The sequence below is a fragment of the Trinickia fusca genome, assembly GCF_003628145.1.
GTDB classification, from domain to species: domain Bacteria; phylum Pseudomonadota; class Gammaproteobacteria; order Burkholderiales; family Burkholderiaceae; genus Trinickia; species Trinickia fusca.
In genome coordinates, this window is record NZ_RBZV01000006.1 from 212,539 (window position 1) to 234,355 (window position 21,817).

Consider the following 21,817-nt stretch of genomic DNA (forward strand, 5'->3'; position numbering starts at 1 on the left):
GCGGCTACTCTCGATGTCCACGATGTTCTCCTGAACTTCGACCCCGCAGATCCTCACCCGCGGTTCAAGGCCACCTGCCTCGAGGAACCGTTATCCGTTGTACGGGCCGGGTAATAGAGCGTGCGACATCGGCGACGCCATATAGAAAGTCATGGAAAGCGTTCCTGGACTGCCATGGTATGCGATCCGAAACGGGTCCGATCCTGAGATTCAGAACACGAACGACAACATGACCGAAGCGGGCGAACAAGCGTCTCAGATCTACGCGAAGTACGGCGGGCTGGTCACCGCCGCGAGGGTAATTGCCACTTGGGGCAGTGATTACTTCCGCCGTGAAAACGGATTGAAGCGGGGCTCCTTGGGGGCGTTCAGCCCTTTACAACTTTGTGCAGAGGTATGAGATGAGCGAGCGTAAGCATGGGCTTCTTGGCAAAGCAAACCCGCAGTTTCCAGTGGGACTGAAGGATTGGAAGACATACATGAAACCGGGAATGGAACTTCCTTCCCCTCCGGATGTTGTGAACGACTATAGCAAGGTCGCCGGCTGGCCGATGGATGGCAACGACAAGTATGGAGACTGCACGATGGCCGCCGCGGCCCACTCAATCCAGCTCTGGAACGCGGTGACCGACCGAAGTGATCCGGAGCCAACCGAGCTTTCGGTTGTAGGCGAATACCTCAAACTGACCCATGGCGCGGATTCGGGATTGATCGAATCAACCGTGCTTAAGACTTGGCGAAGCACAGGGCTGTGGGGAAACAAGATCGTTGGGTACGCCCCGGTCAACGTTCATGACCTGAATCAGCTAAAGCAGGCCATATATGTGTATGGCCTTGCGTATGTCGGGATTCAGATGCCCCAAAACGCGCAAACCCAGTTTGACGATGGAAAGCCTTGGTCGCTCGAAGAAGGGTGGCAGTCGCAACCAATCGTCGGGGGCCACGCCATCACAATCGTTGGCTACGACGCGCAGTACCTTCATGTCGTCACCTGGGACGCCGTGCAATCGATGGCATACGACTGGTGGCAAACCTATGGCGATGAAGCGTGGGCAATCCTGCCCCAGGAGTTCAAGGAGGCAGGCGGATACAATAACCTGAATCTCGTGCAGCTCGCCGCGGATCTCCACAGCGTCTAAAGGCGACCACTTGGCGTGTCTCCGTGTTCCAGAGCACGCCAACTTCCACCATCAACGTCGGATGCAACAGGCGCCGGAGCCAAGCAGAGGAATCCAGATGCGCTGTTTGGGTTCGTGTTGACAGACTGGTTATGCAGCACTCGCCTCGATGATCAACCCCATTTCAATGGTGTCGTGGTACTGCCCGCCGAGAAATAGCCCCATTGACTTGCGACCCTCCAACTTGAACCCGGCCGACGTGTAGAGGGCAATGGCCGCCGTGTTGTCAGCGCGGACCTCAAGATCGACGCGCTTCACCCCAATTGAGCGGGCGTGCTCGAGAGTTCGAGAAAGCAAACGCGTGCCTATCCCTTTGCCGCGATACGCGGCCAATACCCCCATTCCGAGGCCAGCCCGATGCGACAAGGCGCCTGCCCAATGTGGAATGGCGTCGCACCAACCGACGATGCGTCCCCCATGCAACGCGACGTATTGCGGCAAGTTGCCTTGGATGTTTGCGCGGACAAACTCCGCAACTCGTTCGAGTGGAGGGGCTTGTGTTTGGCCTAGGTGCATCTGCTCGCGCGCCACAGCGTCGAGGCAGGCGTGAAACCCAGCAATATGCTCTTCGGAGATTCGCTCAATGGCGGTGATCACAGAACGGCGGTGTCCGTTTAACGGTTGATATTGGTGACGAGATTTATACTCCCCAACCGATTGGCATGTAAAGGCATTGCCATGACAAGTTGCCCAAAGCAGTGATCAAGCTACCTCAACAGTCTGATGCCCATTCATTCAAGTGCTGCGAGTATCGAAATACGCCAGGCCACGGCAATTGATGCGCGAGCTATCGCTGAAATCCATGTCGTGTCGTGGCAAGCCGCTTATGCAGGCATCATGCCTGCACAGTTCCTTGCGGGGCTGTCGATAGAAAAACGCGTGCTCGCGTGGCGCAATGCGCTCGCTGCGGGGAGGGTTCAGGTCGCGCTTGCCAGCGTAGACAAAGAACTCGCGGGCTGGACCGCATACGGCCAATGTCGGGATGCGGACAAAGATGCAATATGGGGAGAAATCGAAGCGATCTATCTGCACCCTTCGCGTTACGGGCAAGGGATCGGCACGTCGCTCATTGAGCACGCATGCTGCTCGCTCCGGGAAATGGGCTACACACAGGCATCGCTCTGGGTGCTAACCAACAACTGGCGAGCAAGAACGTTTTACGAGCGCACGGGTTTCGTCACGGATGAGCAATTGAAGACAGTCGAAATTGGTGGCTCGCTCCTCCACGAAATTCGTTATCGGCGGGGGCTTGCGAAGTAAGTCGTGTGATCGAGACATGCAATGCAAACACCGCGTTTGGTAAGATCAATACCGACAAAGACAATGTTCATGGACTATCCTTTCTGTACATATTGCGCCCATGTCCTTGCCAACCCCGACGCTGCATACCGCTCGCCTGCTATTGCGCCCTTTCACCGAAGCCGATACGGACGCCATCTTCGTGCTGCAAAGCAGCCCACGCGTGTTGCGCTACTGGGACGCTCCGCCCTGGAAAACGCGCGCGCAAGCGGAGCGCTTTATTGCGGTTTGTCGGCAGATTGAGCAGGAAGGCACCGGCGCGCGGCTGGCCATCGAGCGCGCCGCCGACGGTGGGTTCATCGGCTGGTGCTGTTTGATCAGATGGGATCCAGACTATCGCAGCGCGAAGGTGGGCTACTGCCTCGATGAAGCCGCATGGGGCCAAGGCTTCGCCACCGAAGCCGCAGCCGCGTTGTTGCAGTGGGCCTTCGACACGCTCGACCTGAACCGTGTCCAGGCCGAGACTGACACGCGCAACACGGCATCGAGCCGCGTGCTGGAGAAGCTCCGGTTCGTCCGCGAAGGCACGCTGCGAGAAGACTGCATTGTGGATGGCGAGATATCGGATTCCTGGGTGTATGGGCTTCTCAGGCGCGAATGGAAGCCATTGCAGTCAGGATCGGCGGCAGGCTGAATCGCTCGTGATGCGCTCGTAATGTTGCGGTCACACTGCGCATCGAGCCAGTTTCACTCATTCGACATCGGTGCCTGGATCGTCGACAATCGCGAATTCAGCCGCTGGCCTTTCTAATACGACGCTGCGCGGCAACGGCAGGCGGGCGATCCACCACAACAATTGGACTCGACTCCGACCTGTCGACTTCTTCCGGGCAGTCTCATGCATATGCTAGATCCTGCAGTGGCTATCGCCACGTCCGCACTCATGAGCACGGTGCTGCTGGTGCTGCTCGGCTCCCTCCTTCGATCTGGGATACCCGGCGTCCTCGAATGGCTTGCCGCCAATATCGCGATGGTCATCGCATTGCCGCTTATCCTGCTGCGGGGCAGGATTCCAGACACCCTATCCGTCGTAGCCGCGAACATGCTAATGGCACTGTCGGCCGTCACGTATTACGCCGGCTGCGCGCGTTTTTTAGGGCGCCCCACCCACTGGCCAGCGCTGATCGCATCACTTCTACCGCTTGGAATGGCGCTTGTCTACTGGCGTTACGCCGTCGACAGCATTCCCATTCGCGTACTCGTCACAACGCTGTTCAGTTCCGTGGTTTGCGTCGCGGTCGCGCTTCTGGTTCTCCGACACCGTCCATCCGGGCGGTCCGCTTATCCCTATTGGGTTACCGCTGTAATGGCATTCCTCTTTGCTCTATGCCAAGTCGCAAGAGGGATCTATTTCATGACGTTGGACGGCGCGTCGAGCTCGCTGATGTTCGCCTCCACAGGCAGCGTGATATTGCTGGTCGCGGGGGCGGCAATTTTGCCCACGCTGTCGATGTCCGCGATGATGATGGTGCATGAGGTACTTCTCGCCGATGCGCGCGAGGCAGCGAATCGGGACTTCCTCACTGGCGCGCTCTCGCGCAAGGGCTTTGAAGCCGTCGCACGTACACAGTTGGCCGAAGCCAGCCGACGGGATTTGCCGGTCGCGCTCCTGATCGTCGACCTCGACCATTTCAAATCCATCAACGATACGCTCGGTCATGCTGGCGGCGACGCCGTGCTGCGAGAATTTGTCCGCGTGACTCAAATGCAACTGAGGCGTAGCGACGTGCTCGGACGCATGGGCGGTGAGGAATTTGCCGTGCTACTGCCGGCAACGGAGCTAGACGACGCGCGACATTTCGCGGAGCGGCTGCGCAACGCAGTGATCGCACAGCCCGTGACAACCGTTGCCGGGCCGTGCACATACCGCATCAGCGGCGGCTTGGCCGCTTGGCGGTCGGGCGAAACCCTGGACCACCTGAGCACGAGAGCGGACATGGCGCTATACGAGGCCAAGCGTTCAGGACGCAACAGGGTGTGCGTTCACGAGGCGACACCGAGCGCATATGCCTTGCCGCCACAAGGCAGTCTCGAACGGGCTTCGGTTTCGTAAGCACCCGGACGCCGTACAGCTATCCGGGATCGGAACGATATGAATCAGTTACCGCTGGCATTGGCCCCCCGAGACCGATAGCGCAGCAAATGATCGGTACCAGATTCAGCCAACCAGACCTCCCCCGGTCGCCCCATCATCTGGCGTACGTTCCCGTGTGGCCGAGGCAGCGTAACCACATCGAACCGCTCGGATCGAGGATCGAAGCGCACTAGCGCGTTGGCGCTCCATTCACTGAGCCAGACGATGTCCCGGTCGTCGACGAAGATCGCGTACGCATGCGGATCCCGCCCAGGCAACGGCCATTCACGCCATTGATGCGTTGCCGGGTCGAACACGCCGACCTTTCCTGCGTTCCACTCGCTGACCCAGACGCGTCCTTTCGAATCGGACCATACTCGGCGTGCGCCCTGATTTGGCGTCGGCGGCTCGATCACCTGCGCTGCGCCGCTCGCGGGATCGATGCGGCCGAGATAGCTGCCAGCCAGTGACGCGAAGTACAAGCTGCCGTCAGGGGTGACACAGATGCCATACGGCCCCGCCCCACGCGGCGCATCGAACACGCGCATATGGCCGCTCGCCGGGTCGAGCTCGCCGTAGATTCCGCTTTGCCCCGTAAACCACAGGTGCCCTCGCTTGTCGAAAACCGCTGTGTTCAGATTGGCGTTTGGCCGGTCCTTCGGCAACGGGAAACGCGTAACCGCGAGCGTCCTTGGGTCGACACGCACAATCGCGTTCAGGCCTCCGTCCGTGATCCATGCCGCCTGATCGGGACCGGTGATCACGCCATGCGGCGCGGCCCCCTCGCCGAGCAGGACCCTGTCGGTCTTGCCGCCACGCGGGTCCAACCGTCCAACGACACCTTTTGCCTGGGCGGTGTACCACACGGTGCCGTCGGGCGCCGGCGCGACATCATGCGGCGCGCTGCCGGAGGGAACGGCGAACGTGTCGAACGACTGAGACGTAGATTGAGGCTGAGGCTGCGACTGCGACTGCGCTTGCGCCAAACCAATGGTGGCTATGGCGCTCACCAGCGCGAGTGCAAAGACCCGGGCAAACCCAGATCCAAGCATCCCGTGCACCGTCGCTGCAACCGCTCCCTTCGCGATGTGAAGCATGTCCGTCCCCATGTCCCATGGATGGGCTCAAAACGCGCAAGCAGCTTCATTGTGCGCTTATCCATGGGGCGGTATATCGCGAGCATTACCGCTCGTCGGGGAATGTGTCACCGAACATCGGATGACCTCCAGCGGATTCGCTGCGCGTCGCTTCGTCCTGCAGCACGTCCCAGTGCTCGACGAGCTTTCCGTCCTCGATGCGCAAGATGTCCAGCGCGATCATGGCGGCGGGATTTGCCGAACTGGTGTACCGACTGTGCACCCAGACGAAGTCGTCTTTGGCAATCGCCATATCGTATTCGAAGCGAATGTCCGCAAGCTCACGGACGAGACCGAAAAGCCCTTCCCGCCCGGCCGGAACGTGGCGGCTGTGCTGGACGTAGGATTCGGACCAGAACTGCGCCGCCCTGGCGTAGTCCTTCTTGTTGAACAACGTGTCCAATGCTTCGAGAACGAATGCGGTGTTCTTCTCTTCAAGGGTTGCAGTCATGACATGAACTCCGGTGATGGCTGGCGTCGTGTAGCGGCCGTTATTCGATGGGAATCGGGTTGTCGAGGATGAGCTGGTTGAACTGCTCGACAAACGCGTGCTCGTTGGGCCCCGCGTTGTCGCGCAGGGGTCTGGCCGCCTCGACGACAACCTCGGTGGTTGCCGTTTCCAGGAGCGTCATCGTTTCGGCGATAAACGCGTCGAGCGGCATGGCGCGCGGGTCGCCGCTTTTGTGAACGAGATCCGTGTCGACCCAGGGCGGCGCGATTTCGAGCACTCGGACGCTCGTATTGCGCAACACGAAGCGTTGCGACAGCGTGTACGAGTGAATCGCGGCTTTGGTAGCGGAGTACAACGCGGTCGCCGCAAGCGGCACGTACGCGAGTACCGAACTGTTGTTGATGAGGTACGACTCGGGCTGCTGCTTCAGATGCTCGACGAAGGCCGCGCTGACGCGTACCGGGCCAAGCAGGTTCGTGTTGACGAGATGGGCGGCTTGATCGTCGTCGAGTGGCCCACCGGCGTCGTCGAACGGCATGATGCCGGCGTTGTTGATCACGGCGTTCAATGTCGGATAGCGTTCGATCAATTGCGCGGCGACCTCGCGAATCTGCGCAGCGTCGCCGATCTCGAGCTCCACGGTATCGATGCCGGGATTCGCCTTCGCGATCTCATCAAGCAACGCCCTGCGCCGCCCCGCGATGATGACCTTGTTGCCGCGCTTGTTGAGGGCCTCTGCAAGTGCGCGACCGATGCCCGACGTACCACCCGTGATGAACACGGTATTTCCGCTGAGTTTCATGATAAGAACTCCTGATCAATATGGATTGGATGAAGGCTCGATATCCGGGACTTATCAGGCCGTCGCGTATCGCGGTGCAGGAACATCGCTCGACAGGTGCGTCGACATCGTGCGCCGAGCGGCTTCATAGGCTTCCCACTCTTCGCCCGCGTGCAATGACGGAATCGTCACGAGTTCGCGACGGTCGAAGCCGATCAACGCCGCGTCGACCATGTCAGCGGCGGACATGACGATTTCCTTAGGCAAATGCTCGATCGGGAGACCCCCGGTCTGCCAGAAATCGGTAGCCGTTGCACCGGGCAATACGGCTTGCACCTGCACGCCCTTGTCGGCGAGCTCGTGGTGCAGTGACTGGCTGAAGGCGAGCACAAAGGCCTTGCTGCCGCCGTAGACGCCGTTGAGTGTCTCCGGCGAGATCGCGACGATGGACGATATATTGATGACCGCCCCCTTGCCGCGCGCCACGAAGCCCGGGACTGCCGCATACGTCAGGCGGGTGAGCGCGGTAACGTTCAGGTCGATCAAGCGCGTCATCGCGTCGACGTCGCTGTCGAGCAGCGGCGTATGCGTCCCCACGCCCGCGTTGTTGACCAGCAGCGTGATGCTTGCGTCCTGTTTCAATTTCGTTTCGACGCCGGCAAGTGCCGCGCGGTCGTTGAGGTCCGCGTCGACGATTTCGACGCTCCGGCGCGTCTCGTTCGTAATGCGGTCGGCAAGGGAGATCAACCGGTCGCGATTGCGTGCGACCAGAATCAGGTCGTAGCCGCGGCGTGCCAGCCGGTCGGCGTAGATCGCGCCGATACCCGACGATGCGCCGGTAATAAGGGCCGTACCTTGATGTGCTTGTGCCATGATGTCGCTCCGTTTCGAAGGTCGTTGATGAATGCGTGAGTCCATTCTGGCTTCACTTTGGCGCGACGGAAATGACGTATATGGGTATGATTCAGGACATGGCTCGATGGCCTTGCTCGGAGAACGGACATGCACCGGATCGGCTTTCTGCTCAGCGATGGTTTTCAGATCATGGCGCTCGCACCGCAGTCCGTGTTCGAGTACGCGAACATGACGGCCGGCGAGGCGTTCTATACGCTGGAGAATTTTTCGGTAGCCGGCGGCGAGGTGCGCTCATCGCTCGGCGTGGCGGTGGGCACGCGGTCGCTGCGTGGAAAGATCGACGTGGACACTTGGATCGTCGCCGGGGTCAATGATCCGCTCAGTTCGCCACCGCCTGAAAAGATCCTTGCTTTCTTGCGCAAGGGGGGCAGTCGCGCGAGACGCATCGCCGGGATCTGCACTGGCGCATTCGTGCTCGCGGAAGCGGGCTTGCTGGCCGAACGGCGCGCTACGACGCATTGGGCGTATGGCCGCGAAATGCAGAAGCGCTTTCCCGACATCCGCGTCGAAGAAGACCGCATTTATATCGTCGACGGTCCGGTCTGGACGTCCGCTGGCATGACAGCGGGCCTCGATCTGGCGCTCGCGATGGTGGAAAAGGATCTGGGAGCGGAAATCGCCCGTTCAGTGGCGCACAAGCTGGTCATGCATCAGCGCCGGGCGGGCGGCCAGTCGCAACACTCCGAAATGCTGGACCTCGCCCCGAAGTCAGATCGCATCCAGAATGCGCTGAACTATGCGCGCCAGAATCTGAGCCGCTCGCTGACGGTCGAGGAGTTGGCCGAAACCGTTCACCTGAGTCCACGCCAGTTCAGCCGCGTGTTCACGCTCGAAACGGGACAGTCTCCGGCCAAAGCCATCGAAAAATTACGATTGGAGGCGGCGCGGCTGATGATCGAACAGAGCCGGCATCCGCTTGATGTCATCGCTAGAGAAACGGGCTTTCGCGATCGCCGACACCTGCGCGAAGCCTTCGTGCGCGGGTTTGGCCTTCCGCCCCAGGCGGTACGGCGCGACGCGCGTATGGATTAGACTTTCGGCGACTTGCGTTTTGACTAGCATCTCTCGACTCCCCCCATTGCCCCTCTCATGAACCGCGCTCGCTCCTTCTTCGAAGAACTCAACGCTCACTATCTGCAGCTTCTTCGAGCGGAAGGCGACCTCTACTGGTTGACCCATACCGGCCGCACATGACGCTTGCATTATGCTCCATCGTCTAGAATCAGCTTACATGCAGCGCTTGCGATCAGCACAATCGCAGCAGTGTGACGGTCGAGCCTGCATGCCCTAATCCCGATTCTAGGTGTTCGTAAGGGGAATCAGCATGGCGACGTATGTGGTTCTTGCGAAATTCACTGACCAGGGTATCCGCGCCGTAAAAAACAGTGCGCAGCGGGCTACCCAGGCAGCGGAGATGGCCAAATCTTTCGGCTGTGAAATGAAGGAAGTTTACTGGACATTGGGTGGCTATGACATCGTCACGATAGTGGAGGCTTCGGACGAGCAAAGTTTCATGTCATTTGGTCTCGCGCTCGGGTCCGAAGGGAACATCCGTACGGAGACACTCCGTGCATTCAGGAAAGATGAATTTGCCGCTCTTCTCGGCAAACTTCAATAAAAGTAGGCAACCCATCACCTTTACCCTCTCGGGCGCGACATAGCAGTTCAATTCGATCCAAACGTTGCGCCCCTCGCCTCGGGCTGCACTTCCGTTACACCTTCCGATCGATCGAGGCGGGGGAACCCCAATGTGCAAAATTTAGAGCAGACGTCGAACATCTAGGCGAGCAGCAGCAAGGCATCCGCGAGCGACAGCACGGTTGTGCGCGAATCGAACGCGGTAGAGAACAGATGTTCGTGTACCACCTGATCCGGGTCGTAGCAGCAATCCTTGACCGTGTACAAGCGGAAGTCCGCGTCGCTGGCATACGCAACCGACGACAGCACGACACCGGTCGACGCAATGCCGACCATAATCAGCGAATCGACACCTTGTGCGGTAAGTCGTGCCTCGAGATCGGTGCCAAAGAACACACTGGCGCGATGCGCGATGATCAGCGGTTCATTGGCCTGCTGGCCTAACTCCGGCGAGACTCGATCTTCGACGAAGAGACCAAGTTGCTTGATTCCCTGCCCATTTTTGTTCAATGGGCTGACTTCCAGATAGCCGGGACTGAATCGGAGGTTGGCGAAATAGACGCGAACACCTTTGGCCCGCGCTGCGTCGCATAGTTTGCGCGTATTGGCGAGCAGGGTCGGCGCGACCGATGGAAAGAGTCCGAGAATATCGGTCTGATAATGCATGACGACAAGCGCCGTTTGCGCCGGCTCGATTGCCTCCATTCACACTTCCCCTTTAGGTCGACACGCAGTTCATATTCACGGCCTGAGAACGTCGAACGCAGCGAAACACGCTATTGCCCAAACGACGCTTCCCTGCCGCGAAATAATACTTCATGCGACGCGCCTAGCCTCCCCCCGCCAGCATCATCGTACCGGGCGCAAGAAGATAGAAACCCACCCCGATGATGATCAAGTAGGCGAGCAGGATAAACGTCCATCCCATGTTGTGACGAATCACCTCGCCTTCGTTGCGCACAAAGCGGCTCGTCGAGACGCCCACGCTCGCCGTTTGCGGCGCGACGGGCTTTCCTACCTCGGCACCTACCGAATTGAGCGTCGGCAACAGCAGAGTCGGGAAGCCGAGCAGTCGCCCGACCGTGACCTGGAAAAAGCCGAACATGGCATTGGTCGACGTATTGCTGCCGGAAAGGGCGACACCGATCCAGCCGAGAATCGGCGCGACGATGACGAAGGCGACCCCGATCTTCGAGAATCCCTCGGCGAGCGAAGCCGCCATGCCCGAGAAATTGAAGACGTACGCGAGGCCGAAGATGAAGATCCCGACGAGGAAGGCGCCCCACATCTGATGCCAGGTGCGACGGAAAGCCTCGGCGTACTGCGCGGGTTTCATGCCGATCACGAGCACGGTGATGAGCCAGGAGACGAAGATCGCCGTGCCGCCGATGAAAGGCGCGAAGGAAAAGACGGCGCTCACTTCAGAGCCTTTGTGAATCGACGATCCGGCCGCTACCGCCAGCTTGAGCCAGGCTATCTTCGGCAGCGGCGACCATGGGCCGGTCCACAGCACGACCACGACGATCAGCACGATAAAGGGCAGCCAGGCGCGAATGACCTCCGCCCTTGAAAGCCCGTGCGACGCGTTACCGACTTGGGCGGCTTCCTCGATCGGTGCACCGCCATAGCCCAGCATGCGTTTAGGTCGCCAGAATTTCAGCAGTACGAGCAGTGCGGCAAAGCAAACGATAGAGCCGGTGACATCCGGCAGATACGGGCCGAGGTACACGGCAACCGGATATTGTCCGACGATGTAGCCGAGCGAGCCGACCACCGCTAGGGGCCATCCGTCCTTGAGTCCGGCTCGCCCCGATACCAGATAGATCAATACCCAGGGCGGGAGTAGCGCCAGCACCGCCACGACATGCGCGACCGAGGCGGAAAGCGCGAGTACCGGCAGACCCGTCACAGCCGCCAGCGCGATGATCGGCACGCCTAGCGCCCCATAGGAAACGGGTGCGTTATTGGCGATCGCCGCCACGCGAATCGCGTCGAGATCGGGGATGCCGAGCGCGATGAGGATCGGCGCCACGAACGCCCACGGATAGCCGAATCCGACGAGCCCTTCGAGCAACGCGCCGAAAGCCCAGGCGAACATGATCGTCTGCACCCTGACGTCGGCGGTGCCCTGAGCGGTGAGCCACCGCCGAAATTGATCGAACACGCCGGTGAGCGTCAGCGAATTGAATAGCATCACCCCCCAGAATGTAATCCAGTCGACCGCCCAGATGCCCGTCAGCGAGCCATACAGAAAAGCCCGTATTCCGGTGCCTACCGGCATGGTCCAGACGACGGCCGCAAGGATGAAGGTGACGATTGCCCCGATCAGCACGGAGAGCCAAGCGGAAAGCTTGAAGACGGCGAGGAGGACGAGGAGAACGACCACCGGCAAAAGCGCCAGCAACCAGGAAGCGAAGAGGTTGCCTGTGGGATTGAGGACCTGCTGGAACATGATCGGACTCCCTCTGATTATTCAACGCGAGGAGCACATCATCACACTGTGATGTATCTTTCAGTATAGGAGAAAAAATCTCGCCAAGGCCGCGTTCGCGAGCGAGCTTTGTTACCGAAACGCCTGACTCGAGTGCTGGCCAAACGTGACCATCATTCCAGGCTGATCGAATCCAGCCGCGGGAACGAACAGCTTGTGCTGAAAGCTTAAGCTCAAAACCGATCAACTCGAAACGGAGAAGGATCGACAACGGTCTCTTCCCCCGTGATCATCTCGGCCACCAATCGCCCTGTCACGGCACCCAGCGTCAATCCATGATGCGCATGTCCGAATGCAAACCACAAACCCTGGTGACGCATTGCCGGACCGATAATCGGAAGCATGTCGGGCGTACACGGACGCCGCCCCATCCAGGGCTCGCTATCGAGCCGCGCGCCGAGCGGAAAGAGCTGCCGAGCAATGGGTTCGACGGCATTCAATTGCACGGGCGTCTTGGGCGCATCGCAATGTGCGAGCTCGACGCCCGTTGTGAGCCGAATACCGCGAGCCATAGGTGCAATCAAGTAGCCCTTTTCGGCGTCGAGCACCGGGTGGTTCAAGCGTGCTTGCGATTTCGCCTCGTAGTGCATGTGATAGCCCCGCTTGACGGCGAGCGGTAGTCGATATCCCAGCCGCGAAGTGAGCCGATCCGACCACGGTCCCATCGCGACGACAACCGTGGCCGCTTCTATCCGCCCTTCTTGTGTCTCGACGCTCCACCCCTGCTGCAGTTTGGTCGCATCGCCGACGAAAATCCGTCCGCCAAGTCGTTCGAAGTACCCGGCATACGCGGTAACGAGCGCCCCTGGATCGCTCACCGACTCCGCTCCGCTATACCGCACTGCCCCAAGCAACGATGGCTCGAGATCCGGTTCGGCCGCCCGCAAACGCTCGTGATCGAGCGCATCGAATTCGACACCGAACTCCCGGCGCCATTGCTCGGCGAGTCTCACCGCCTCGTCCAGCTTGGGGCCGGTTCTATAGACCCTGATCCAGCCGCTCGCGCGCAATAGATTGCTCGCATTGGCTGCGAGCGCCAACGCCCGATGTTCGGTCACGCAGTGTTCGATCAACGTCGCATAGGAACGCGCAATAGCAGCGTGCCGCGCGGGGTGCGAATTGCGCCAGTATTTCCATAGAAACGGGGCAAGCTCGAGCATCGCATTCGCGTGATAGCGAACGTCGAGCGACGTATTGCGCGCGTAGCGCAACAACTCTCCGAAGCCGCGTGGGAAAGCATAGGGATAGACGCCTTCGCGTTGAATCAGCCCGGCATTGCCGAAGGACGTTTCATTGCCCGGCGCCTTCAAATCCACCAGCGCAACTGCCCGACCCCGTCGCTGCAAATGGCTCGCGACACACACACCGACAATGCCACCACCAAGCACGATAACGTCGAATTTCATTGCCTCTATGCCCCGTATTGCGCCGGCACCGGCGTCGACGCTCATTATGCCCCCACCCGGGATGCACGTAGCATGCCTACACGACCAAACACCCCTGTGTCGCAGCAACGGTCACCGTCGCTTCCATCCCCGCTGTAAACCGGAGATAGTCGGCTTCCATGCCATCGGAAAAGATCACGCCGTTTTCGGGCATGCGCGAGCGTAGCCGCAGGGGTTGCCCTGCGCTGACCTTGCCAAATATCAGCTCCGTCTTCGAGGCGCGGCTTGGAAAAGGCTCTCGTACCGCGAACGTCAGTTGGCCACTGTCCCACGGCTGAGCCTCGTATTTGAAATCCTCATCCCTCCCCTGCATGGCACACACCACACCGATCGAACCCGTCACCACGCTCTTGAGCCAAGCCGTCGACCCAAGCCCCGTGGAGACGATGATGCCGGACGACGACTGAGATTCGCGCCGCTCACCGAGCTCGATATCGTAGAGCGCCGAGGAATGCGTCCGCGGCCCGATGAACAGATCGTTCACGGCACGCAGCACCTGCCCATCCGACAGCCGGGCTTCCGCCATCGTGACCGCTTTCGTCGGTCGGCGATCTTGCGCGACGTCTGCGAGCACCGCCCCAAGCGCTTCAGGCTCGAACGGCAACAGAACGCCGTCCCACCTGCGGGGCTCCGGGTTCAGACCGATCAGCGGCTGGCCGTCGAGGTATTTCATCGAGTTCGCGACCAGTCCGTCCTGTCCCAACGCCACGACGATGTCATCGGGCGCAAAGATGAAATTCGGCAGGTAACCGCGATCGACCATCTGGTAGCGCCCCCAGCCTTGAAGGGCGCGCACGGCGAGTTCCAGGCTGCTTGCGTAAGCAGCGTTTTCGGCGAGGTAGTCGGAGAAATCGGCTCCAAGGTGCTCGATGTAGAACTTCGCCTGGGCCAACGTGTGATGCCGGCTGATCAGTTCCTCGAGTCGCGTGCGGCGCGTGATCAGCACGACCTTGCGAGCGTCGGCACTCATGATGCCGTCCTCCCCCCTGCACTCATGAGGCCCTGCAGCAGGTCAGGCGACACATTCAATTGACCGATGCGCTCCGCCCGCTCCGCGATGCCGCCAAAGGCTTGGGCGATCAGCTGCCCCGGCTGCATGCCGGCCGCGGCCAAGGCGTTGACGATCCGCGGGTCGGCCTTCTCGAGCGCCTGCATCACGGCAGCGACTCTGTGCGCTTCAGCTTCGGCGAGGGTACGGCTGTTGTGCGCCTGCCCGGCCACGAACGCCTTACGCTTCTCCTCGAGCTCGATATCGCTCGCCATCTGCTCATCACGCAGCTCGTTTTCCTTGCGCATCAAGGTGGCCTTGGCCTCCATCTGCGTCTCGCGGATCTGCCGCTTCTTCTGCTCGACCGCGATATCCGTGTCCAGCTCGTTCTGGCGAATGGCGCGCTCGTTCTCGACCGCCGACATGCGCCGCAGATAAACGGCATCGTCAGCCGCCTTGAGATTGGACTCGCGCGCTTCGGCCTCGAGCGCCCGGGCGATGTCCGGCGTCGGCTTCACCGCCATCACCGAGACGCCGAGTATCTCCAGGCCCAGCGCTGCCATTTCAGGCTGACTGGCCAGCTCGGCCTGCGCGGTACGCGCAATCGACGCCGAAGCGCGCAGCGCCTCCTTCAGCTCGAGCGCCTGCACAGTCTGTTGCACGATCACCTCGACCTGCATCGCCACGCGTTCCCCCAACCGCTTCGGGTCTTCCGAAACGTGCGTTCGGCCATCCTTCGCAAGCGAGAAATCCATCATGGCGGCCGTCCGGTGCGGATCGCTGATGCGATAGGTCACCTGCCCCTGCACGGTCACGCTCTGAAAATCCGCGGTGACCAGCTCCAGAATGAACGGACGATCCTGGCTAGCCACGGGAACCGCGACCAATGTCGTCGTGGGACCGTAATAGAAGAACGACAGGCCAGCTCCCTCGCGGACGACCTTGCCCGCACGGAACTGCATCAGGTGGACGGTCGGCTGAGACTTGATGAATCGAATCCCGAACATGATGGGCTCCTCTTTGAGTTTAAGTTGTACTGTACAACTTGTATGGGTTGCACAGTACAACCTAGAATGACGGTCGTCAAGTTTTTCTGATCCGCCATGACAGACCGATCGGCTCAGCCGGGGCGCCGCGCCCGTCGCAGCCCTGAATTTCCCCTTCCGTACACGACCGTCGATGTCGTGATCTTCACGGTGCTCGATCAGGCGCTGCAGGTTCTGCTCGTGCAGCGACCGGACGGTGCCGACGAGCCCTTCCCCGGCCGCTGGGCGTTGCCGGGCGGTTTTGTCGACGTGGCGCTCGACGCGAGCCTCGAGGATTGCGCGCGCCGAAAGCTGGTCGAGAAGACCGCCGTGGCGAGTCCCTACCTGGAGCAGTTGGGCAGCTGGGGCAGCGCGACGCGCGATCCGCGCGGATGGTCGGCGACCCACGTCTATTTCGCGCTGATCCCGGGTCAGGATGTCATGTTGGCCAAAGGCGCGAATGCCGCCAACGTGGCATGGTTCGACGTCGATGAAGTGACGCAGAAAAGCGGGCTCGCATTCGACCACGACGACATCCTGCAAACTGCGGTCGAGCGGCTGCGCAGCAAGGTCGAGTACACGTCGCTGCCGGCGTTTTTACTGTCGGAGCCCTTTACGCTGCCGCAGTTGCAGCGTATGTATGAGGTCGTGCTCGGGCGGCCGGTGGACAAAAGTGGCTTCCGTACGCGAATGCTCGCCGCAGGCTTCCTGAAGGAAGCAGGTTATGCCGCGGGGGAATCGAATCGACCTGCGATGGGCTATCGTCTTGCCGATCGGCACACGCCCGTCATATTTCCTCGGACTTTCAGTCCGCGCGCGCCAAACACCAATGAATGAGGCGTAAATCTTTGAGCACGATAGCTTTCGATTCCTCGGTTTTGTCGACGACACGTCTCAGACTCGAACCCCTTGTCGCGCGCCACGCACCAGCGATGTTTGCTGGGCTAAGCGACCCCGTTGGATATCGTTACATTCCACAAGAGCCACCTGCCACCGTAGAGGAGGTAGACGCCCGATACCGCAGGCTTGAAAGCCGCCGCTCTCCTGATGGCACCGAGGCTTGGTTGAACTGGGCACTAATCGGTCTCGACGGTAAAGCACACGGGTATGTTCAAGCGACGGTCAACCTGACTTCGAAGGAGGCTTGGATAGCCTACTTCGTATTTTCAGCCAGTCGCCAACAAGGCTACGCTAGCGAAGCTTTACGTAGGCTTCTGCCGGCGCTTCGCGACGCCTACGGCATAGCAAAATTCAATGCGGAGATCGACACCCGAAATGTTGCGTCGATTCGGCTGGTCGAGTCCCTCGGCTTCGTTTTCACGAGGCATGTGAAGAACGCGGACGAGTTCAAAGGCTCGATCAGCGATGAATATCACTATTCGCTCCCGCTGTCTCCGGGCGAGATCCATATCGAGTCGGATCGACTTTCCATTAAACCCTTCTCCGCAAGTGATGCCGACGCAACGTTTTCCTGCATCACGCTTTCACTTACTCGGTTTATGGCGTGGGAGCCGCCGCCGGACAGAGAAAGCTTCGATCGCATCTGGCAGGCGTGGTTACCGGCGATAGCCGAAGGGACGGACTTCGTATTCGCGGTCCGTCAGCGTGATAGCGGGGTGTTCCTTGGATTGGCCGGACTCCATCAGGTCAAGGATGCAAGTGCGGAATTGGGCATTTGGATTCGCGAAGATCGCCACCGTGAAGGCCTTGGCCGTGAGGCGGTCGGTCTCGTAGCAAGGTGGGCAAGCGGTGAACAGAACATTGAGCGCTTCACCTATCCCGTTGCCGAAGAGAACTACCCGAGCCGACGTATTGCGGAGTCTCTTGGTGGTGTCGTAGTCGAGCAGCGCGAGACACCGAAATACAAATCCGTCATTTATCAAATACCACGCCAATTGCAACGCGAAGGCAAGAAACGGGCATAGGATCGCCGTGACCAGACGTTGGAAGACGCCGTCCAAGGACTTCCAACGATGACGCTAGATCAATCGCTCCGACAACACGCGAAAGGCGACCTTGGGAACGACGAAGCAAAAGGGTTGATCGACGGCGCCGATGCGCTCGAGAAAATCCCCGCCTACAAGACTGCCGACCGGCTCGAGCGCCTGCACAGTATCGATGTCGATCGGCAAATCGATGCGTGCGTGCGCGAGACGTGCGCCATCCTCGACATAGGCGATGGCGCCATGCTGCAGGCACAGAAAGGTCACCGCGCTGCGCCACGAATCGAAAAACGGCTTAAGCGACGTCGGCAACGCCCGCTCGATCGCCGACACGGTATCGCACCGGAAGTCCGGCGCACTGCCTCCCCCGCCCGACAGGATCGTGTGAAATCTTCCCTCGCTCACTGTGTGCTCGAAACGCTGCGCCAGGTGCGAAGGCAAGGCGTCGCTAAACAGACGGGTGCCGATGGCGTACAGCGGATGATCGAAGACGTTCTTGACGAACAGAACCGTGGAGCTGGAGCTGGAGCCAGTACCACCTGGGAACGTGTCGACGTAAAGCCGCCAGTTGCTCTGCAACGGAGACGGAAACAGACGGCGGAGCGGACCTGCGATGCGCGGGCCGAAATGGCGGTGCGCGTAGGTCAGGATGGTGAACAGCGCCTTGCCTTCTCGCTGCGACAACGCGACGCCAGGCGGCACCAGATGGGCAACGTTCGCCACGTCGACCACCCACGTGCAGTAGACGACGTTCACGACGTCACTGGCGAGTTCCAGAAACGGCAACCGGGACAATAACGCTCGGCGTGTGCGGAGCAATGGTCGGCAATTGACCAGAGCGTTAGCCGCCGCGCCACGCAGGCCCGTTGCCGGATAGACAAATTTATTCTCGTTGCCCATGCGGTGATTCTTTTCGTTTGCAATCTTTTCTGAGGCGGCTAGCTTGCGCGCAGCATGGCCGCCTCATTACCCTCATGCCGCGGCGGATGCAGCGGCCACCACGAGGCGCCTGTCGAACTGCTGCCGCAGCAGCAGCAAGCTGACGCATGCCTGGATGAATACGCTCGCAACCGACAAATGCCAAATCAGCTCGATCCGAAACGTGTGATGCGTGGCGATCCAGATAGTCGGCAATGCGAAGATCAACAGCCGCACCGACGAGCTGAGAAGGGATGGCCGCGTATTGCCGAGCCCCTGGAACACGCTCGAGCAGGTGAAGATCACGCCCTGCGCGACGAAATTCCAGGCGACGACTCGCAGGAATACCGAGCCTTGCGCGACGACGTCGGCATCCTTTGCGAAGCCGCCGATCAACGAGCTTGCGGATGTATAGACGATCACCGAAAGCGGCGCCATGACGAGGCTGATGAGCAGCACTGCGCTGCGGAACGTATCGCGCACGCGATCCGCGCGCCCCGCACCGAAATTCTGGCCGATGATCGGCCCCGTCGCGAAGGCGATCGCCATGCCGGGCAGAATCAATCCTTGTATGATGCGTGAGCCCGTGCCGTAGCCCGCTTGCGCGGCCGGACCGAAATCGCGGATCGCCCAGTATCCGATCACGGCGAAAACGAACATCAGCGCGTACTCGCCGCCTGCCGGCAAGCCGATCGCGAGCATCCGGCCCCACTCGCGCAGGCGTGGCGCGAGCAACTCGCGCTTGACGCCGACATAGCGCTCGAGCTTATGAAAATACCCCCACAGTGCAAGCACCGCGAAGGCAGTCGCCAGCGTACTCGCCAAGCCCGCGCCCGCAACGCCCATCGGCCGGTGCGTGAACCAGCCGGCAATCAGGATCGGCGCGAGGATCGCGTTCAGCACGATGCTCAGCAGTTGCACGGTCAAGGTCGGCTGCACGATGCCGGTACCACGCAGCGTGGAGCCCATCGCGGCCAGCGCGAACTGTAGTGCGAGCCCCGGCATGTACCAATAGAGATAGGTGCGACCGGCATCGACGATGGCTGCGTCGGCTGCGATCGAGCGCAGATAGACGGTAGTCAGCGCATAGCCGAGGATCAGCACAGCGAGACCGGCCACGGTCGCAAGCGTCAGCGACTGGTTGAACACCAGATTGGCTTCGTCACGGTCTTTGCGGCCGGCTGCCTGCGAGATCAGCGCGACGTTGCCGACACCCAGCACCTGCGTGAGCGCGAGCACGAGAAAGGTTCCATTGCCCGCCGCGCCGACGCCAGCAAGAGCTGCCTTGCCCAGCTTGCCGACAAAATACAGGTCGACCACGTAATAAAGCGCCTGGAAAATCATCCCTATTGCAATTGGGATCGCCATGGTCACAATGTGCCGAACGATGGAGCCCTGGGTCAGGTCTTTCATACAAGTCCTTTATCGCCTGGAATGATGTCGCTTGCTCGTCGAGCGATTTGAAATATACGGCAAGAGCCTGGACGCACCGTTAGAAACAGTGCTGTTCCTGGCCACGCAACGGGACGGTGAATCTGCGCAATGGATTGCCGGGAAACGCGGCAGAGAACGCCGAGCGTGCCGAGATTTGTACGCCGCCATCATGCGGCCCGCGCTCGCCAGCATAGGAGGAATTCAATATCCCGTCGATTATACGAATTGGCTTGAATAAATTGCAATCGCAATCTTTGCAGAAGTCTTGATATATGGATCGAATGGTGGATAAAACACAATCATGGGATTCGTATAGCGCATACCATTTTTGCCAGGCTTCCTACGGATTCATCGTGACTCTGCTGCTGCCTGGCATGAAACAATGGCCGCGCTCGACCTGACCGACGATACGCCGCGTCCGTCTTCTGCCGCTCAAACTTTACCCATGTTCCGCTAAGGCTAACGTGCACCTTTCACTCCCTCCTCGCCAGACCGATCGGCAGCGCGCCACGAAGTTGCTCGCTGCCGCCGTACTCACCCTCTTCAGCGCAGCGGCAACCACAGCGGTATCTGCCGCCGAATCCCCGTTGCCGATCCAGCAAGTACGCTTGATGAACTACTTTCCCTCGGCCCACGCGTGGACATATATGTGGACCGAATGGGATGCGGCGACCATCCAGAAGGACTTCGCCCGCATCGCCGCAATGAAGTTCAATACGGTGCGGATCAATCTGGTAGGGGGCATGTTCGGGCTCCCTGCCCCCTCGGCGAGCGCGATGCAGAAGCTCGCGACGGTAATCGCGCTGGCCGATCAGCAAGGGTTGAAAGTCCAGTTAGGGCTGTTCGACTGGTTTGGTAATTTTTCGGACATCAAGGACAGCAAGACCTGGATCGATACCGTTGTCGGCCCGTACCGCAACGACCCGCGCATCGCCTTCATCGATCTGCACAACGAACTCGACACCACCGTGCCGGCACAGCTCTTGTGGGCCAGCGCACTGCTGCCTTACCTGAAATCCGTGGCAGGTTCGGTTCCCGTCACGGTATCGGTCACTGCGCAATCGAAACATACGGTCTTGCAACACCTGCAAAACCTGCGCACGGCCGGCGTGCAGGGGGACTTCATCGACGTCCATCTCTACGGCAATGCGGCAACGGCGTATAGCCAGTTGCAAGACATCACGACATTCGCCGCTGGCACTCCTGTCTTTGTGGGAGAAACTGGCTACTCGACGTATTTCGGGAGTACGGGCGGAACGCTGTCCGGTGTGCCCGCAAACAGCGCGGCGACGGAAGCCATGCAGGCCTATCAACTGAAGACCATGAGCTATGCGGCACAGGCTTTTAGCTTGCCGTTGATCGCGCCTTGGGCCTACGTGGACTTCATGCCAAATGCGATTCCGCCATCGCAGGTCGCATCCAGTCCCGCTCAATACGATTTCGGGTTGCTGCACACCGATTACAGCCAGAAACCCGCTGCCGCGTTCATGACCCGCGTTAACAGCGGCGAAGCCCTGACGGACGACTTCAATAACGGGTTCGAACAAATCGACAGTAGCGGCCTTCCGTTGCTGTGGCGCCTGCGGTCCAAGCCGTGCGGCGCTACGCCCTCGTCGGGGTGCGGCTTTCAAGCTGACTTCGCCGCCGATAAAACCGTCGCTCACAGCGGGACTGCGTCGGCTCGCATCAGCCATGGCGTGAGCAACCAGTACGGCGTGCCCGGCTTCTTCCTGTCGCCACCGGTACCGACCGTACCGGGTCATACCTATATGGCGACCGTGTTCGCTCGTGGTCAAAACGTTGTGGGTACGGCACGCTTGAATCTTTCGGTGTACTCGCAAACGGGCTGCTATATGGGCAGCTACGTATCACCGTCGCTGCCTGCCGGCAATCCCGGATGGACGCAGTTGTCGGCTAGCGTGACTCTGCCGAGCCGAGGCTCCGCTCACGTGTGTGCCGATGCGCTTCCCGCCTATCTGGAGATTCATTTGGAATCTGGGGCTCCGGCGCCCGCCAATGGTGGAACGGTATGGTTCGACGATGTGACGTTTGGGGAAGTGGCGCGTTGACGATGTAGGCGGCCGTATTCGCTGTTTCGCTT

At 60.2% G+C, this 21,817-nt stretch carries 22 protein-coding genes and 1 pseudogene; 11 read left to right on the plus strand and 12 right to left on the minus strand.

Going from position 1 to position 21,817, the window contains the following annotated elements; translation table 11 throughout:
* Window positions 1-151 precede the first annotated feature (151 nt).
* Together D7S89_RS16460 and D7S89_RS16465 are read left to right on the plus strand one after the other, a co-directional pair.
* On the plus strand, window positions 152-400 hold the full coding sequence (locus D7S89_RS16460; RefSeq protein WP_121278865.1) for a hypothetical protein: 249 nt from the start codon (window positions 152-154) through the stop codon (window positions 398-400).
* A 1-nt stretch (window position 401) separates the two neighbouring features.
* Entirely contained in the window at window positions 402-1,139 is a 738-nt protein-coding gene (locus D7S89_RS16465) for a hypothetical protein (RefSeq protein ID WP_121278867.1), read from the plus strand.
* 129 nt (window positions 1,140-1,268) lie between these two features.
* Here the strand turns inward: D7S89_RS16465 and D7S89_RS16470 are convergent, their stop codons facing one another.
* Window positions 1,269-1,775: a GNAT family N-acetyltransferase gene (locus D7S89_RS16470; protein ID WP_183085234.1), complete on the minus strand. Its 507-nt coding sequence runs from the start codon at window positions 1,773-1,775 to the stop codon at window positions 1,269-1,271.
* Window positions 1,776-1,901: 126 nt separating this feature from the next.
* On the opposite strand from D7S89_RS16470, the gene D7S89_RS16475 reads away from it, so the two are divergent.
* The 3 genes from D7S89_RS16475 (at window position 1,902) to D7S89_RS16485 (ending at window position 4,530) form a co-directional block, all read left to right on the plus strand.
* Entirely contained in the window at window positions 1,902-2,438 is a 537-nt protein-coding gene (locus D7S89_RS16475; RefSeq protein WP_121278871.1) for a GNAT family N-acetyltransferase, read from the plus strand.
* A 100-nt stretch (window positions 2,439-2,538) separates the two neighbouring features.
* Window positions 2,539-3,111, plus strand: a complete 573-nt coding sequence (locus D7S89_RS16480; protein WP_121278873.1) for a GNAT family N-acetyltransferase — start codon at window positions 2,539-2,541, stop codon at window positions 3,109-3,111.
* 249 nt (window positions 3,112-3,360) lie between these two features.
* Window positions 3,361-4,530, plus strand: a complete 1,170-nt coding sequence (locus D7S89_RS16485; protein ID WP_245982975.1) for a GGDEF domain-containing protein — start codon at window positions 3,361-3,363, stop codon at window positions 4,528-4,530.
* Window positions 4,531-4,574: 44 nt separating this feature from the next.
* On the opposite strand, the gene D7S89_RS16490 is transcribed toward D7S89_RS16485, so the two are convergent.
* The 4 genes from D7S89_RS16490 to D7S89_RS16505 all read right to left on the minus strand — a co-directional run bounded on the left by D7S89_RS16490 (window position 4,575) and on the right by D7S89_RS16505 (window position 7,792).
* Entirely contained in the window at window positions 4,575-5,648 is a 1,074-nt protein-coding gene (locus tag D7S89_RS16490; RefSeq protein WP_121279026.1) for a Vgb family protein, read from the minus strand.
* An 85-nt stretch (window positions 5,649-5,733) separates the two neighbouring features.
* A complete protein-coding gene (locus tag D7S89_RS16495) occupies window positions 5,734-6,138 on the minus strand; it encodes a nuclear transport factor 2 family protein (RefSeq protein ID WP_121278875.1) in 405 nt (134 codons plus the stop codon).
* A gap of 40 nt (window positions 6,139-6,178) precedes the next feature.
* Window positions 6,179-6,940, minus strand: coding sequence for an SDR family oxidoreductase (locus tag D7S89_RS16500; protein WP_121278877.1), 762 nt, complete (start codon window positions 6,938-6,940; stop codon window positions 6,179-6,181).
* Window positions 6,941-6,994: 54 nt separating this feature from the next.
* A complete protein-coding gene (locus tag D7S89_RS16505; RefSeq protein ID WP_121278879.1) occupies window positions 6,995-7,792 on the minus strand; it encodes an SDR family NAD(P)-dependent oxidoreductase in 798 nt (265 codons plus the stop codon).
* Between the two features lie 129 nt (window positions 7,793-7,921).
* On the opposite strand from D7S89_RS16505, the gene D7S89_RS16510 reads away from it, so the two are divergent.
* A complete protein-coding gene (locus D7S89_RS16510; RefSeq protein ID WP_121278881.1) occupies window positions 7,922-8,866 on the plus strand; it encodes a GlxA family transcriptional regulator in 945 nt (314 codons plus the stop codon).
* Between the two features lie 292 nt (window positions 8,867-9,158).
* Window positions 9,159-9,452, plus strand: a complete 294-nt coding sequence (locus tag D7S89_RS16515; protein WP_121278883.1) for a GYD domain-containing protein — start codon at window positions 9,159-9,161, stop codon at window positions 9,450-9,452.
* A 161-nt stretch (window positions 9,453-9,613) separates the two neighbouring features.
* Here D7S89_RS16515 and D7S89_RS16520 read toward each other — a convergent pair whose 3' ends face one another.
* From D7S89_RS16520 to D7S89_RS16540, 5 genes are all read right to left on the minus strand, one after another.
* Complete coding sequence (locus D7S89_RS16520; RefSeq protein ID WP_121278885.1) at window positions 9,614-10,177, minus strand: cysteine hydrolase family protein; 564 nt, start codon at window positions 10,175-10,177, stop codon at window positions 9,614-9,616.
* Between the two features lie 124 nt (window positions 10,178-10,301).
* A complete protein-coding gene (locus tag D7S89_RS16525; RefSeq protein ID WP_121278887.1) occupies window positions 10,302-11,924 on the minus strand; it encodes an L-lactate permease in 1,623 nt (540 codons plus the stop codon).
* 212 nt (window positions 11,925-12,136) lie between these two features.
* On the minus strand, window positions 12,137-13,369 hold the full coding sequence (locus D7S89_RS16530; RefSeq protein ID WP_121278889.1) for an NAD(P)/FAD-dependent oxidoreductase: 1,233 nt from the start codon (window positions 13,367-13,369) through the stop codon (window positions 12,137-12,139).
* A gap of 76 nt (window positions 13,370-13,445) precedes the next feature.
* Entirely contained in the window at window positions 13,446-14,378 is a 933-nt protein-coding gene (locus tag D7S89_RS16535; protein ID WP_121278891.1) for a diacylglycerol kinase catalytic domain-containing protein, read from the minus strand.
* Window positions 14,375-15,403, minus strand: coding sequence for an SPFH domain-containing protein (locus tag D7S89_RS16540; protein ID WP_121278893.1), 1,029 nt, complete (start codon window positions 15,401-15,403; stop codon window positions 14,375-14,377). The genes D7S89_RS16535 and D7S89_RS16540 overlap by 4 nt, the downstream gene beginning before the upstream one ends.
* Before the next feature lie 96 nt (window positions 15,404-15,499).
* Here D7S89_RS16540 and D7S89_RS16545 point away from each other — a divergent pair, with 96 nt between their 5' ends.
* From D7S89_RS16545 to D7S89_RS27910, 3 genes and pseudogenes are all read left to right on the plus strand, one after another.
* The gene (locus tag D7S89_RS16545; RefSeq protein WP_121278895.1) at window positions 15,500-16,258 is read left to right on the plus strand and encodes an NUDIX hydrolase; all 759 of its coding nucleotides are present in this window, start codon (window positions 15,500-15,502) and stop codon (window positions 16,256-16,258) included.
* Window positions 16,255-16,779: pseudogene (locus D7S89_RS27905) on the plus strand (GNAT family N-acetyltransferase); the annotation flags it as partial. The gene D7S89_RS16545 and the pseudogene D7S89_RS27905, both read left to right, overlap by 4 nt.
* 30 nt (window positions 16,780-16,809) lie before the next feature.
* Window positions 16,810-17,346, plus strand: a complete 537-nt coding sequence (locus tag D7S89_RS27910) for a GNAT family N-acetyltransferase (RefSeq protein WP_245982986.1) — start codon at window positions 16,810-16,812, stop codon at window positions 17,344-17,346.
* Between the two features lie 54 nt (window positions 17,347-17,400).
* Here the strand turns inward: D7S89_RS27910 and D7S89_RS16555 are convergent, their stop codons facing one another.
* Both D7S89_RS16555 and D7S89_RS16560 read right to left on the minus strand, forming a co-directional pair.
* Complete coding sequence (locus D7S89_RS16555; protein ID WP_245982976.1) at window positions 17,401-18,159, minus strand: DUF2071 domain-containing protein; 759 nt, start codon at window positions 18,157-18,159, stop codon at window positions 17,401-17,403.
* 177 nt (window positions 18,160-18,336) lie between these two features.
* Window positions 18,337-19,650, minus strand: a complete 1,314-nt coding sequence (locus D7S89_RS16560; RefSeq protein ID WP_220702163.1) for an MATE family efflux transporter — start codon at window positions 19,648-19,650, stop codon at window positions 18,337-18,339.
* 677 nt (window positions 19,651-20,327) lie between these two features.
* Between D7S89_RS16560 and D7S89_RS16570 the strand changes: the two genes are divergently transcribed.
* Entirely contained in the window at window positions 20,328-21,785 is a 1,458-nt protein-coding gene (locus tag D7S89_RS16570) for a cellulase family glycosylhydrolase (protein ID WP_147426689.1), read from the plus strand.
* Window positions 21,786-21,817: the final 32 nt, after the last annotated feature.